Annotated in this window: 14 protein-coding genes and 1 riboswitch; of the genes, 5 read left to right on the forward strand and 9 right to left on the reverse strand. The window is 36.2% G+C overall.

The genetic code is table 11. The annotated features are described in order from the left end of the window. Positions 1-23: 23 nt before the first annotated feature. Positions 24-668 carry a flagellar brake protein gene (locus EZV73_RS06485; RefSeq protein WP_240839435.1) on the reverse strand — a complete coding sequence of 215 codons (645 nt, stop codon included), beginning with the start codon at positions 666-668 and terminating at the stop codon, positions 24-26. Positions 669-845: 177 nt separating this feature from the next. Next, a complete protein-coding gene (locus EZV73_RS06490) occupies positions 846-1,652 on the reverse strand; it encodes a hypothetical protein (protein WP_240839436.1) in 807 nt (268 codons plus the stop codon). A 266-nt stretch (positions 1,653-1,918) separates the two neighbouring features. Here EZV73_RS06490 and nhaC point away from each other — a divergent pair, with 266 nt between their 5' ends. After that, the gene (gene nhaC, locus EZV73_RS06495; RefSeq protein ID WP_240839437.1) at positions 1,919-3,319 is read left to right on the forward strand and encodes a Na+/H+ antiporter NhaC; all 1,401 of its coding nucleotides are present in this window, start codon (positions 1,919-1,921) and stop codon (positions 3,317-3,319) included. 45 nt (positions 3,320-3,364) lie between these two features. Here nhaC and EZV73_RS06500 read toward each other — a convergent pair whose 3' ends face one another. Next, complete coding sequence (locus EZV73_RS06500) at positions 3,365-4,816, reverse strand: sigma-54-dependent Fis family transcriptional regulator (protein ID WP_240839438.1); 1,452 nt, start codon at positions 4,814-4,816, stop codon at positions 3,365-3,367. Positions 4,817-4,895: 79 nt separating this feature from the next. Between EZV73_RS06500 and EZV73_RS06505 the strand changes: the two genes are divergently transcribed. The 3 genes from EZV73_RS06505 (at position 4,896) to EZV73_RS06515 (ending at position 8,498) form a co-directional block, all read left to right on the forward strand. After that, a complete protein-coding gene (locus EZV73_RS06505; protein ID WP_240839439.1) occupies positions 4,896-5,948 on the forward strand; it encodes an ornithine cyclodeaminase family protein in 1,053 nt (350 codons plus the stop codon). Positions 5,949-5,959: 11 nt separating this feature from the next. After that, the gene (locus EZV73_RS06510) at positions 5,960-7,120 is read left to right on the forward strand and encodes an aminotransferase class V-fold PLP-dependent enzyme (protein ID WP_240839440.1); all 1,161 of its coding nucleotides are present in this window, start codon (positions 5,960-5,962) and stop codon (positions 7,118-7,120) included. Positions 7,121-7,313: 193 nt separating this feature from the next. Then, positions 7,314-8,498: an ATP-binding protein gene (locus tag EZV73_RS06515; protein ID WP_240839441.1), complete on the forward strand. Its 1,185-nt coding sequence runs from the start codon at positions 7,314-7,316 to the stop codon at positions 8,496-8,498. Between the two features lie 20 nt (positions 8,499-8,518). Here EZV73_RS06515 and EZV73_RS06520 read toward each other — a convergent pair whose 3' ends face one another. From EZV73_RS06520 to EZV73_RS06540, 5 genes are read right to left on the reverse strand one after another with little or no spacing between them, the layout of a single operon-like run. Then, positions 8,519-10,864, reverse strand: a complete 2,346-nt coding sequence (locus EZV73_RS06520) for a homocysteine S-methyltransferase family protein (protein ID WP_240839442.1) — start codon at positions 10,862-10,864, stop codon at positions 8,519-8,521. A 2-nt stretch (positions 10,865-10,866) separates the two neighbouring features. Then, entirely contained in the window at positions 10,867-11,490 is a 624-nt protein-coding gene (locus tag EZV73_RS06525; protein ID WP_240839443.1) for a vitamin B12 dependent-methionine synthase activation domain-containing protein, read from the reverse strand. Continuing rightward, the gene (locus EZV73_RS06530; RefSeq protein ID WP_240839444.1) at positions 11,483-12,196 is read right to left on the reverse strand and encodes a UPF0280 family protein; all 714 of its coding nucleotides are present in this window, start codon (positions 12,194-12,196) and stop codon (positions 11,483-11,485) included. Before EZV73_RS06530 ends, EZV73_RS06525 begins: the two co-directional genes overlap by 8 nt. A gap of 5 nt (positions 12,197-12,201) precedes the next feature. Further along, entirely contained in the window at positions 12,202-12,609 is a 408-nt protein-coding gene (locus EZV73_RS06535) for an NIL domain-containing protein (protein WP_240839445.1), read from the reverse strand. Then, the gene (locus EZV73_RS06540; protein ID WP_240839446.1) at positions 12,599-13,759 is read right to left on the reverse strand and encodes a homocysteine biosynthesis protein; all 1,161 of its coding nucleotides are present in this window, start codon (positions 13,757-13,759) and stop codon (positions 12,599-12,601) included. The genes EZV73_RS06535 and EZV73_RS06540 overlap by 11 nt, the downstream gene beginning before the upstream one ends. Positions 13,760-13,849: 90 nt before the next feature. Continuing rightward, a riboswitch (SAM riboswitch) is annotated at positions 13,850-13,946 on the reverse strand. Positions 13,947-14,196: 250 nt separating this feature from the next. On the opposite strand from EZV73_RS06540, the gene EZV73_RS06545 reads away from it, so the two are divergent. Continuing rightward, a complete protein-coding gene (locus EZV73_RS06545; protein WP_240839447.1) occupies positions 14,197-14,352 on the forward strand; it encodes a hypothetical protein in 156 nt (51 codons plus the stop codon). Positions 14,353-14,385: 33 nt separating this feature from the next. On the opposite strand, the gene EZV73_RS06550 is transcribed toward EZV73_RS06545, so the two are convergent. Continuing rightward, positions 14,386-14,808, reverse strand: coding sequence for a MarR family winged helix-turn-helix transcriptional regulator (locus EZV73_RS06550; protein ID WP_240839448.1), 423 nt, complete (start codon positions 14,806-14,808; stop codon positions 14,386-14,388). Between the last annotated feature and the right edge of the window lie 37 nt (positions 14,809-14,845).

The following is a 14,845-nucleotide window of genomic DNA, read 5'->3' on the forward strand; positions in this document are numbered from 1 at the left end:
AAAAAATGAGTTGTTTGACCAACTCACCCTCTTCTTCTACGCTTTCTCTGCTCATCAAATATATAAGCCACAATCACACGTTCCTCATTGGAATTTAGTTCAGAAAACTGTAAACGTGTATCGTATCTCAAGCTATTTGTATTCATTTCTATACTCTCAAGAACATTGGAATGTAAACTGAGTTCCTGACCGTTTAAATCAACTCTTAAACGCACATGCTCTTTTTGGAATAACTGCTCAGGTGTTACCATTCGAATACCACCTGCACTGATATCTCTACTAACAGCATGTATTTTGGATAAATTAGGTCTTTCCGGTGTGATGACCTCTGCTTCTAATAGGGTTGGTAAACGGTAATGCTTTCTTCTTTGTGTTTTCCTAATATCCGAAATTCTTTCTAACAGCAATAAGACAACATCGCCGTTCTTGAGACGTCTGTCAACTACAACATCACATGAGATGATGCCCGTACCTTCCACTATTGTAAAAAGCTCCACATGTTCTTTTGAAAGAAATGGATATAGATGTCCTTTATAAAATGGTGCAGCAACAATAAACTCACCTGCATCCGTAATATGTTCCATATGAGTTGCCAGATTTAATATACCTTTACTCGTATCGATATGAAGTTCAATGCGTTGCTTCGGTTTAAACCAATTATTATTCATAAAACCACCTTCTTTGTATACTTTAATTATATCCAAAAAAAGTGGTTTTTAAAAGCACATGATGTATTTAGACGTATATTTGTCCCATTTACCCACATGATGTGTAATTTGGTTTTACTCTTTCTTAAAAACTAAATCGTCATCACCATCAGTCATCTTGTGTTTATAGGTTGATTTCTATTCATAAACAGCCACGGCCATACCAAAATATGTTGGTACTTCATAAGAAAGAAGTCTACCTTTTTTTGAGTCTCCTAAGATGCCGTGTAAGATAAGCATCTGCCATATAGAATCAGGTTTGGCATCTTCAATTAAACTTTCTTCTATATAAAGAAGTTTTTCTAGATCATCAGCTACTACAAGTGCCATGACTTTTTCATCTAAAATCTTAGATGATTCATGATAACCATATGGGCCATCTTTATCATGACAGTGACCTTGATCTGCACTTGCAATAACAGCGATTTTCTTTTTACTTCTATTAAAGATATTCCCCATAACTTTACCCATCTCAATTAGCTGTGTTTTAGGTATCTCTCTAGTTGGTGCAATAACGACTATCTCAGGCTGATAATCAGCCGTACAAAACCAGAGAGGTATCAAAGTTCCCCAATCCATTTCAATGTTAGAAAATTCACCTGAGAGTGCCCCATAATTACAGCCTACTACTGGAATGTCAGTTTGATCAAGTGCATCTAATATTTCATTAGATAGATCTGTATCACACTTATAGTCAAGGGATACCGATACATCAAACTGAGACAAAGAACCTCTACAATAAGCGGTTGTATAAATCCCATTAAAGCCTCTTAACCTTAAACCATGAGGGGTTAATACAACGATGGTGTCTGGCCTATCCTTCATAATAAGCTCTCCCATTTCAATCATACTATCTCTTGTCTTTTTAAACATCTCTTTTTCTGGACCTGCAATTTCTTCTATAATGGAAAATCCATGAGGTGCCACCGAACATGTCGTAATCATAAAACACTCTCCTTCTCATTTGTCTAGCATTATTATAACACTAATAATTAATCTGTATTGAAATCATTGGACAAAAATCCTATTAAATGGCTGATGATGCTACTGACTAAAAATCATTCTATACGCAAAATAAGTTGGCGGTTCGATGAATTTTTCATGACTAACTTGTCATCTATGCCTACAATAAGTTGGTATCTAAATTGCAGTATTAAGAGATAACTCATCGTGAGTTAAGAGGGGGAATTATAGTTTTAAGGAGGAGAAGTATGGAATTAAAAAAAATCGGAATGTTAAAAACAGTCATTACGTTTCTATTCTTGATGGGGTCAATTGCATATACGCTTGTTGTTGCAGAGGGTGTTGTTCACGTACCACTCTTACTAACAACTGCACTAGTATGTATTTTTGCACTCTCAGCTGGACGTAAGTGGGAACAACTAGAAAAAGGTATGGTTCAAATGATTGCAAGGACATTACCTGCTGTGATGTTTATCTTTCTTATCGGCATAATTATTGGTTTATGGATCAAAGCTGGCATTGTACCAACACTTGTTTATTGGGGACTTAAGATTATCAGTCCAAAGTTCTTTTTAGTTTCTGCTATGGTTTCTTGTTCCATTGTTTCCATTGCAACAGGTAGTTCTTGGACAGTAATCGCAACCATTGGTATCGCACTTCTGGGAGTTGGTAATGGCCTTGGTATACCACCAGCAATGACAGCAGGCGCCATTATTTCTGGTTCATACTTTGGTGATAAAATGTCGCCTCTGTCAGAAACAACAAACCTTGCACCAGCAGTAACTGGCGTTAATCTATTTGATCATATCAAACACATGGTCTACACAACAGGTGCAAGTTATGTCATTGCATTTATAATTTACTTGGTTATTGGATTAAGATATCAATCTGGCACCAACACTCTAGGACAAGTTAATGAGTTATTAACGATTATTGAATCAACTTTTAATGTGAGTTTACTCCTATTACTTTGTCCAGTCATTGTTATTGTCTTAGTTATTAAGAAGTTTCCACCACTGCCAAGTTTGTTCATAGGGGCTGTATTAGGAGGTATATTTGCAATTGTCTTCCAAGGTGCAACACCTGCGAGTTTGATTAATGTTGCATATGATGGTTATGTCTCTGAAACAGGCGTAGCATTCGTTGATAGTTTGTTCAGTAAAGGCGGTATCAATTCTATGTACTACACCATTGGAATGATTGTATGCGCAATGATGCTAGGTGGTGCCCTAGATGAATCTGGTATGCTTGTAGAAATCACAACAGCTCTATTAAGACGAGCAAAATCAAACGGTTCACTGATCCTTGCAGTTGTTGCTACTTGTATAGGTACCAACATCGTTGGTGACCAGTACCTGGCGATCGTTTTACCAGGCAAAATGTACAAGGATGAATTTATAAAGAGAGGCCTTGATCCTAAAAACCTTTCTAGAACCTTAGAAGATGCTGGAACGCTTACATCAGTTTTAATCCCTTGGAATACATGTGGTGCTTATGTCAGTGGCGTTATAGGTATCCACCCATTTGCTTATTTGCCATATGCATTTCTAAATCTAATCAATCCTGTTGTCTCAGTCGTTTACGGCTATTTAGGCATCACAATGGCACCTTTAGAAAAAGAAGAAGAGCCTATCGCATTAGAAGGCTAATACCACTTTAATAAATTCTAAAAACCAAAGCTTCGGCTTTGGTTTTTACATGTCATCTTTATGTATAAGTACAAAATCACTCTTACTGATACCTAATCTTTTCATCCTATATTGCATAGATTGTCTGCTAATATCAAGGCTTTCAGCAGCTTTTGTGATATTGTTTCCATGATTCTTTAAGGCTTCTAGGATCACTGATTTCTCATAGTCAAACATCAAATCATTAAGTGATTTTTTCCTACTTGATTTAGTGGGCTCTTCATGAGATCTAGTAACAGCTTCTTCTCTTAAATACCTAGGTGTATGCTCTATAGAAATAAATGTCTCGTCATCAAGTAAGCACATAGAACTTTCCACGACATTTCTAAGTTCTCTGACATTTCCTTTCCACTTTGCACCTTGGTACAGATTAAGTACCTGGTCTGTAAATGCAACTGCCTTGGTCTCAATATGCTCAGACAATATTTCCAAGAAGTGATTCGCAAGTAGTTTAATATCGGACTTTCTATCCCTAAGTGGTGGAATTTCAATAGTTATAACGCTTAAGCGATAATAAAGATCCAATCTAAAGGTTTTGTCCTTAACCATATCCATCAAATCACTGTTACTGGTTGCGATTATTCTTACGTCAGATGCAATCTCCTTTTCTCCACCAATACGTCTAAAGGTACCTTCTTGCAAGACTCTTAATAGTTTAGCCTGTAAGCCAATACTCAATGAATTGATCTCATCTAGTAACAAGGTTCCGTGATTGGCCTGTTCAAATAGACCTCTTTTTTCTACTGCACCTGTAAAAGAACCCTTGGCCGTACCGAACAAAATACTCTCCATCAAAGTCTCTGGAATTGCAGCACAGTTGATTGCAATAAAAGGCTTATGATTTCTTAGAGATTCATTATGTATGGATTGAGCAAACAACTCTTTTCCTGTCCCTGTCTCTCCAACAATTAAAACACTTGAAGTCTGCCTTGCTGCTTTAAGACCTCGTTCAATGGTTCTTTTCATTTCTGAATCATTTGAGATTATATCATGAAAGCTATAATGTGTCTTACCGGAAGTTGATAACTTGGATTGACTGCCAAAATTGGCTTTCAAAAGTTTATTGTAATGATTCAAATCTTTACTTAAATCAAGGGCTGCAATAATTTCACCATCCTTATACAGTGGAATTGTTGTGTTTATGACAGAAACTTGCTTACCCTTGTAAGTAAAATATTCTTCTAACTTATCTACAACCTTGGTACCCGTATTGATGCATTGATAGATGGTAGAGTTGATTGCAGATTTATCTGGAAATACTTCAAACAGATTCTTACCAATGACATTTTCACTATCTAGAAACTCAATATTGGCTAAGTGATCATTATAAAAAATAATATTGTATGCCTTGTCAACAATCAATATACCTTCATTCAAGTCCTCTAATAGGTCAATAACACCATTTTTATTATCAATATCTAAATCTTTCAGTATTTCTTTTACTTTAGAGTTGGACATGCTGCCTCCTTACTTACTAATTTGATTATAGATTATTTGGCACGATATTTGCAACTATGAATCATAAAGGAGGAAAACTATGAGTAAATTTTATTTAATTGATGATGCACGCGTAAGAGCATCACTCGATATGTTGTCTGTGATTTCAAAAGTTGAAAAGGCATACATCTTAAAAGCACAAAATGAAACAAAGCTATTTCCCGTCATCACCCATGATTGGATCATGGGTAAAAAGGACATGGATATCAAATCAGGATTGATTGAAGGTAATGTTGGTGTCTATGGTTTAAAGGCACTTACTTACATGACATCCAATGACCGATTAAACATACCTCGTTTAACAGGCACAATGATGATTTTTGATTCTTCTAATGGTCAATTAAAAGGGCTATTAGATTCACGTTCCATTACTGGCATGAGAACAGGGGCTGCTGGCGCTGTAGGTGCAAAGTACTTGGCTAGAAAAGATTCTAAAAAGGTTCTTATCGTAGGTTCTGGTAATCAGGCTTTCTACAATGTTGCTGGCCTCCTAATGACAATGGAGCATATTGAAGATATCTTTATTTACGATCCTTTATCAGAAGATTCAGCTATTAGATTTACAGAGACCATCAAAGACAGATTAAAAGATCATATCTTATACAAGTATCAAGAAGCTAATAGCTTTGAAAAACTTGAAAGACAATTTAATGTGAACTTCCATGTGGCAAGTAATCTGATGGAGGCAACAAAGAATGCAGATATCATCGTTACAACCACACCATCTAGAAAACCTCTTATAGCTGCTGAATGGGTTAAAGAAGGTACACACATTACCTGCGTTGGTTCTGATATGGAAGGTAAACAAGAACTTGACGAATCCATTTTTTCAATTGCCAAAGTAGTTGTAGATGATATCAAACAAGCCATCAGCATTGGTGAAACTGAACTGGCAATAAAGAGAAATGTCATTAAAGTAAGTGATATCTATTCAGAGATAGGTGAAGTCATCATCAATAAAAAAGACGGTCGAACAAGTCAGATGGACATAACCATATTCGATACAACTGGTTTAGCTCTTCAAGACTTAATTGTTGCAGACCACTTGATTCAAGTTGCCAAACAAGACAATTTACAAACGATTGAAATATAGGAGGAAAAATAATGAAAGAATTTAACATTGATAAAATAAGAGAAGATTTCCCAGCACTAAAAGAATACGTTTATTTAAACTCATCATCGATCTCTATTATGCCATTACCGGTACAGGAGTCACTAAAAGCTTTTATGAATAAGATTGCCTATGCAGGCACTGTAAGCTTTGATGAGGAAGCAGAAATTGCATCTGTAGAAAATACCCGTTCAGCCTCGGCTAGACTTTTCAACTGCTCTGAAGAAAACATAGCCATCACATCTAGCGCTACAGAGGGGCTTTGTCAAATCGCATGGGCATTAAAACCCAAAGGCAACATCATCGTTGTAGACATAGAATTCCCATCTGGTGTGACACCATGGAGAAGAGTTGCCATGGAAACGGGTGCAGAGATTCGTTTTGTAAATGTAAAAGATAAGCCCGCAGATTTATTTATTGATCAGATTAGAGATCTGATGGATGAGGAAACTTCTGTTGTTTGTGTCGGTCATGCACAGTACTCAAACGGTGTTCGATTTGATCTAAAAGAACTTGCGGGGTTGTGTCATGACAACAATACCAAATGTATCATTGATGCGACTCAGTCTGCAGGTGTTGTTCCTATTGATGTAATGGATACAGATGTGGATGCGCTTGTTGCAGGTGGATATAAATGGTTGTGTGGTCCTTTTGGGGCTGCAATTGTTTATATTAGAGAATCTCTAAAAAATGAAATTGAACCTGTTTTTGTCGGTTGGCGTTCAATGAAAAATCCATATATCTTTGATGCGACGAGATACGAGTATAATGATGGCTTAAGAGGCTATGAGTATTCTACAATGAGTTATTCAGCAGGTTATGCCCTTGGTGAATCAATCAACTATATTATGGATCTAGGTATAGAAAACATCTTTAAACAAGCTATTTTAGTTGCCAACTACCTGATGGAAAAATTAGACGAAATGGGTTTAGAGATTTTATCACCAAGAGAAGAAAGTCGTAGAACTGGCTCTGTCTTAGTTAGATTCCCAGGTCTTGATGGTGAAGAAGTTGCCAAAGAGTTAACGAAAAGAAACGTTATTGTTTCACCTAGATTTAATGCAACAAGATTCTCATGTCACTTCTTCAACAACTATGATGATATTGATAAGGCAGTGGCTGTGCTTAAAGATATTTTGGAAGAAATGAGATAAACCTAACTTAAAATTAATTATCTGATAACACTCGTTTTGAGTGTTATTTTTTTGCATAAAATGTCTTTTTTATGAGACATTTTATGCAGTTTAACCATTTTTGTCTTTTTAAAGAGACATTTTGGTGATATACATCAAAAATGTCTTGTTGAAAAGACATTCCAATGTTATGATGAAAATGAGGTGATGTCAAATGATGATTAAACGTACACAATACATAAATGAAGTCAAACAGGTTATGGACAAACATGTCATTAAAGTACTTCTGGGGATGAGACGTGTGGGCAAATCTACACTCTTAATTCAAATTCAAGACGAACTTATAAAAAAAGGAGTCTCAAAAGATCAAATCATCAGTATCAACTTAGAATGGTTAGAACATGAAGAACTTAAAGACTACATGAAACTTCATCAGTATATCAGCGAAAAAATGGTTACGGACAATACATACTATATTTTTCTTGATGAAATTCAAGAAGTCAACCAATTTGAGAAAGTAATTAATTCACTACATTCCAAAGGTCATACTGACATTTATATCACAGGATCCAACTCTAAATTACTCTCTGGAGAACTAGCTACCTATTTAACAGGGCGTCTTTACACTATTGAGATATATCCCTTATCTTTAAATGAAATTTACAATCACCGTCCAAGCAATCACGAGTTTATAGATTATATAAAATCTGGTGGATTACCTGGAAGTCTTCAGTTCGATAGTGAAAGAACAAGAAAAAACTACATTATGGACATGTACCAATCTATTTTACTTAAGGATATTGTGGAAAGATATCATGTTAAAAATATTGATTTGTTTAAGAGATTTATGCAATATCTACTAAATAATATCGGTCAGACTTTTTCTGCTGGTACAATAACTAAGTACTTAAAGAATGAAGGAAGAAAACTATCACGCGAAACAATTTATCAGTATATTGAAGCTGCAAAGAATTCTTACCTTATTTACAGTGTTTCACGGTTTAATGTAAAAGGTAAAGAAGTTCTTAGAGCCAATGAAAAATACTATATTAATGACTTAGGTATCAGACAATTATACTTTAATAATGAGAAGGATATTGGCCAGGCCCTAGAAAATATTGTGTTCATTGAACTTAAGAGGCGTGGTTACACCATCGAAGTAGGTAAATACGACGATAAAGAAATTGATTTCATAGCTAGTGATGGCTCTTCGACTATGTATATACAAGTAACCTATTTATTGGCGAGTGACTCTACAATTAAAAGAGAATTTTCAGTACTAGAGGCAATAGAAGATAACTTCCCTAAGTTTGTAATTTCTATGGATGAAGTCAATCATTCAAGAAATGGAATTATTCACAAAAATATAATTGAATTCTTATACGAAAAAAGAGACTAATCGTCTCTTTTTGATTAACCTTATCTTAGAACTTCTTGTGCAACCTCAACAGATGCTTTGGCATCTTTACAATAAAAGTCTGCATCAATTTTCTTAGAGTATTCTTCTGTTAATACAGCGCCACCAACAAAGACCTTGGTATCTTTGCACGCTTCCCTTATAAGCTTAATGGTCTTCTCCATACTCTCGACGGTTGTTGTCATAAGTGCTGACAGACCAACCAGCTTGATGTTATTTTTAAGTACGGATTCAACAACCACTTCAGGTGGAACATCCTTACCTAAATCAATGATTTCATAGCCATAGTTCTCCAGTAAAATTTTGACTAGGTTTTTACCGATATCGTGAACATCACCATATACTGTCGCCATAACAATCTTACCTTTTGAGATTTGATTATTAGATTGAAGACGTGATTTTATTTCATCAAAGGCAACACCAATGGTTTCTGCAGCCCTTATAAGTTGAGGTAAAAAGATCTTCTTCTTATCAAATAAAAGGCCAACTTCATCAAGTGTAGGTATCAATTTTTCATTAACTACCTCTATAGGAGAAAGGGTCTCTAATTGTTTGACTGTATAAGATAGTGTTTCCTCTCTATAACCCTTCATAATCATTTCAAGTAAGTCTGACTTTTGTACAGTATCTACTTTTGATACCTTAGAAGCAGTGATTTCTTTGATATTTTCTATATAATCCTGGCCACCCACATCCTTATTTAATAAAACATTCATGGATAAAATGGTATTGTATAAATGATCATCTAAAGGGTCTAATATAGCTGAAGATAAACCTGCCTGCATGGCTAGACTTAAAAATGTTCTTGTCAGTAATGGTCTATTAGGCATACCATATGATACATTGCTGATACCCAGTGTTGTTTTGACCTTGTATTTGGTAGTTAGAGTCCTTATAGCCTCTATGGTGGCCATAACCTGTGATTGTTGTGCTGATACCGTTAGTACCAAACAATCTATAATCAGCCTTTCCTCTGCAATACCATACTTCTTGGCTTCTTTGATCATTTTTTCTGCAATTCTAACTCTGGCCTCATAAGTTTCTGGAATCCCCTCTTCATCAAGAGTTAAGCAAATAACCATCGCACCATACTTTTTTGCTATAGGGAAAATTTTATCCATAGATTTCTGTTTACCATTAACAGAGTTAATGATACCTACTCCAGGAAATCTTCTTAAACCAGCCTCTATTACCTTCGACTTAGAAGAATCGATTTGAAGGGGTAGATCTGAAACACTCGAAAGTTCATCTACAACCCTTTTCATGACATCTTCTTCATCGATGTCTGGAAGCCCCACATTAACATCTAATACATGGGCACCTGCACTCGTCTGTTCAATACCTTCTCTAATGGCCAAGCTTAAATCGTCTGCTTTTAAAGCTGCCTTCAACTTCTTATGACCAGTAGGATTGATCCGCTCACCAATTTTAACAAAATTCTCAAAGGCCTCATATTTAGACGTTGATGAAACCGCATATACTTTGTCATTTGCCTCAAAATCTACTTGACCCATTAAAGATCTGATTTCAGCTATATGGTCTGGTCCTGTACCACAGCAACCGCCAATGATTCTAACGCCTAAATCTAAAAATTTCTCTGCAAATATTTTATAAGACTTAGGAGTAACAGAGAAGGTTGTTTTACCACCAATGACTTGTGGAAGACCTGCATTGGCCTGTACAATCACTGGTACTGTGGCTACCTTTGTGATTTCTTCAATAATCGGAAGCAGTTGTTCTGGTCCTAATGAACAGTTGACACCTAATCCATCTACACCAAGCGCTTCTACTGCATTGACATAAGACTTTGGCGTCACGCCCGTTAGTGTTCTACCGTCTTCTTGGAAGGTCATAGATACAATGACAGGCAAGTCTGTATTTTCTTTTACTGCTAAAATGGCAGCCCTTACTTCATTAAGATCTGACATAGTCTCAATTAAGACCAGATCAGCACCTTCAGCATACTCTACCTGTTCTTTGAAGGCATCATAAGCCTCTTCAAATGTCATATTGCCGATGGGTTTCATCATTATACCGACAGGTCCTAAATCAAGGGCCACATACTTGGCACCAGATTTTTTAGCGATAGAAATACCCTTTGTGACAACTTCTCCTACTGAATAAGATGTTTCTTTTAACTTATAAGCACTGGCACCAAATGTATTGGTCGAAATAACGTCTGAACCAGCATTTACATAAGCTTTATGGATCTTCAGCAAATCATCCGGTCTTTCTAAGGTAATGGTTTCTGGCACAGTCCCCAGTGGTAAACCTAATAATTGAACTTGAGTCCCCATTGCCCCATCAAAAAGGACTTGATGCGTCTTCAAAAACGATTTAAAATTCATATTTACTCCCTACTACATATCTTAAAATCACAAGATGTTCTCTTTAAACAATCATCACAAAACCTATAAGTGATGTCCATGATCTGATCTGATAAACCTATAATCCCTGTTACAGATTTTTTAGGAATCAAAAGCGAAGAATCTGTTACTGTCAAACCGATCCTTCTGCCATCAATCACTTGAACCAAGGCCTTTTGAATAGATATATCTAGATCACCATAACCTGGACTAAACCTTGGCGTTTGAAATTTATTAATGCCTTCGGCCATAAGGTCCAGTAGCTCTTCGATTCTAACACTGGCACATGCATCTAAGATCATCTGGTCCACTTTTGATAAGTAACCGGCTTTTAAAATGACCTGGTCCACTTCTGGTCCAAGAGTGGCTGCAAACAGGACTATCTGATTTGCTTGACTTAAGATGTGTTTGATACTCCTGCCTCTTAATTCAAGTTTAGTACCCCTTACATAAATCAGATCATCTTTTTTTATATCAAAGATCTGGTAGATGGTATGACCACTAACCTGAGACATGGTCTGCATATGCCTGTCAATTTTTTCATCTAGGTCTTCATCAATGACTTGATTTTCATAACCCAAATACTTAAGCACTAAAGACTTATCCATCCACACTTACCAGTTCAATATCACCCCATGCGCCTAGTTCATCATCGATGATGATGACAATACCAGCAATGCCTCTGATGGACTTACCAAATTCCAAACCTTCTTTAATATCTTCAGCTGTTTTGACCCTGTTACCAATAGCCGTTGCTGTAGCATCTGCTAAAAGTGTATCCTCAGAAATAACAACAACTGCATCTGTATTACCAAAGCTAAGTGAATGACCCACTTTGCCTGCAGATGTACAAATACCGATTGGTGTATCTTCTGATTTAATTTTTATGCCTACTTGATTAGAAAATGGTGAATCACCAGCATAAATGGCAATCACCTTATCTTCATTGGACTTAAGATAAATATCACCACCATTTTCTATCATGATTTCATGGTCATTTAACGACTCACCCACATAATGAGAAATGGCGCCAGCAACAGTTGCCATGGGACCTACGCCCGCCTGACTTGATGCTTCAATCATATGCTGGATTACCTTTGGTGCAAACAAATCCATGTCAATGGGTTCTAAGCCTGTAAACTCATTTCTTCTACCTATATAATCTGAAACATCCGACCTTAGTTTTGTAACATAGTCTTCTTGACAAAAAGCTGATGATGTTACAATCAAAAGATCTGTTTCCTTATCAATCAATGTCTTTCTATGAAGTTTTTCGCTTCTGATTTGTTCTCTATATACTCTTTCTTGATACATATGAATTACCACATAGCGTTGGATATTGCTCTAGTAGGACAGGCGTCGATACACCTGTTACATCCAACACATCTTTCTTCTGTAAAGTTAAGTGTCCAGTCCTCTCGATTCATTGATAATGCTCTAACCGTACATGCTGATGTACAAATACCACATGATACACATGTGTTTTTATCAATTTCTATGGTATTTGTAATTAAATCTGCTTCTACGCCAGCATCTTCTAAATAAGCCAAGGCTTCAGCAACTTGCTTGGAATTACCGTCAATGTCAAATACCAAATAACCTTCTAACTTGTAGTTGATATCCGCCTTTAATATATTCACCCTTAGATCAAATTTCTTAATCAAGTCATAAGTGATGGGTGTGTTGGTTACCTTCTTAGGAAACTTTAAAATCATTTTAATTCTCATCAGAAGCCTCCTTCATTGGTTTAGTCACACTGTTTGAATCAAATAGTTCTACGGGTTTAGATAAGTAAAATTGACCTTTTTTTATTTGCTCTTTAAGTTCACCTGCAATCTTTCTAGCCTTGTATAAAGATGCCAAAGGTGCTGTTTTTACTTCCTTATCACCTACTGTAATTTTGCCTGATTGTAATTCTTCATATGAAACTCTTGCCAGTACAGGCTTAGGCCCGTCACTCACCGAATAGTCTAAAACATTTGTCTTTAACTGATCATTTCCAATAGATACTTGCTTCATCATCTCAACATCTAAAATCGGAATTGGAATACCGACACCTACAAACATGGATGTACCATACTTTTCATAAACAGCTGGTGCTATATACTCTCTAGACATTTCTTTCATGTCACCAACAAGTGCAAGGGTACCACCTGTACCAATTGGAATACCATTTTCATCTCTTTTTGCTGCTGAGTTAAACTGAGTACCTCTCCATGCAACATAACCTTGAGCACCAGCTAAAAAGATTCTTGTACCAATGCCAATGGTTCTATAATGTGGATCGTTTAGAAGTGGACTGAGTGTACCAGCAGTTGAGTAAGTCACGACATTAACATCTGGCAGTAGTGTCCCCATATAGGTATAAAGAGGCTGCTTAGATGTATTGGCTGCTGCTGCATAATTTTGATAACAGTTTCTTGGATTGTATATATAAGCCTCATTTAAATCTTCAAGCTTAACTTTTCTCGATACTTCTTTTCTTGGATAGCAGTCTGTGCCTTTGCCTGTAGCCTTTAATTCAACTTCTTTACCTTCTATCAAGTCACATATAACATGGGCACCACCGTATTCGTAGCCCTTTTCTAAAGACTCCTCAGTAGCACCAATATAAGTGTCCACTGCAGCAAGACCACCTGATGCTGGCACATTGTTTAGCGTTACCTTCTCCATCCTAATGGCTGGGCTGGCGTGACCAAAATTTATAAAAGCCCCTGAAGAACACATAGGTCCAAATGTAGCTGTTGTCACAACATCTATTTGCTTGGCTGCTTTTTCAACGCCAACTTCTTTGACAATTTGTACAACCTCTTCAGCTGTAACAACAACTGCCTTGCCTGATTTGATTTTTTCATTAATCGATTCGTAAGTTCTCATATTTCCCCCTTGTATCAAGAGTGTGAACAAGCAATAACTCATATAAAAAAAATACTCTCCGAAAGGAGAGTATACGTATGCCTTGTTTCCCACTCATCTTTCGGTATTCACCGCTGGATTTAGCACCATGCTTAAAGCTGGTTGCCGGATTTCATAGGGCCAGTCCCTCCATCACTCTTGATAAGTACTATATAATTGTTGAATCTAGTATAGGTCTTTGACATGGACTTGTCAACAAGAAAATGATTTTTTATGCAGGTAAATTTTTATCTATACCATCGTGACCAGTATCCAAGGCAGTTCAACAAAGTGTAAAATCATAGATTACACGTTTATTTTAGACTGAAGTTTCATGTTTCAAATAAACACTTTCATGTACATAGCTACCTGGATACAAGCTTCATGGTATAATATTTTTATAGATAAGGGAGGATGCTATGTTAGACGGAAAATCAACAACCAATGACAAACAAGAAGAGTTTGGCGCTGCCAATCCTAAAACAAGATATGATACCTCAGTAACTAACTTCAATGTTATCTTGGGTTTGATTATTGTAGTAATTTTCATCGTTGCATTTATCGTGATAAAATAAAATGCTTACTACCTTCTGGGTAATAAGCATTTTTTAGTAACTTACGTTCTCATCTAACTTTAAAATGGTTTCTAAGGTTATTTTTAGATGTTCCTCTGAAATTCCCTCAAATAATGCCCCCATTGTTTTTTCATCTTCTACATTTTGCTTCTGCCAATAAGAGGCTTTAGTTTCAGATATTTTAACTCTAGTTATGCGTTTATCTTGTGAATCTTTGTATAATGAAACAAATGATTTTTTTTCTAGCTGAAGGACAATTGCCTTGATATTTTGATGTGACGTAGAAAGCACACCTGCAATTTCTTTAATGGTTGGATCATGGTCAAATCCACTGTTTACAACAATTAAGCACATCATCTGCTTCAGGGTAAGTTCAGTATTTTTCCTATTAAATAAGACCTCCCATTTTCTTGTTAATAAAAAGAGTCTTGCAAATATTTCTCTTGAATAATCCATGGTGCCTCCTTGACATATGTATAAAAAGGTAATATAC

The organism is Acidaminobacter sp. JC074 (genome assembly GCF_022496765.1).
Lineage (GTDB): Bacteria > Bacillota > Clostridia > Peptostreptococcales > Acidaminobacteraceae > JABXKX01.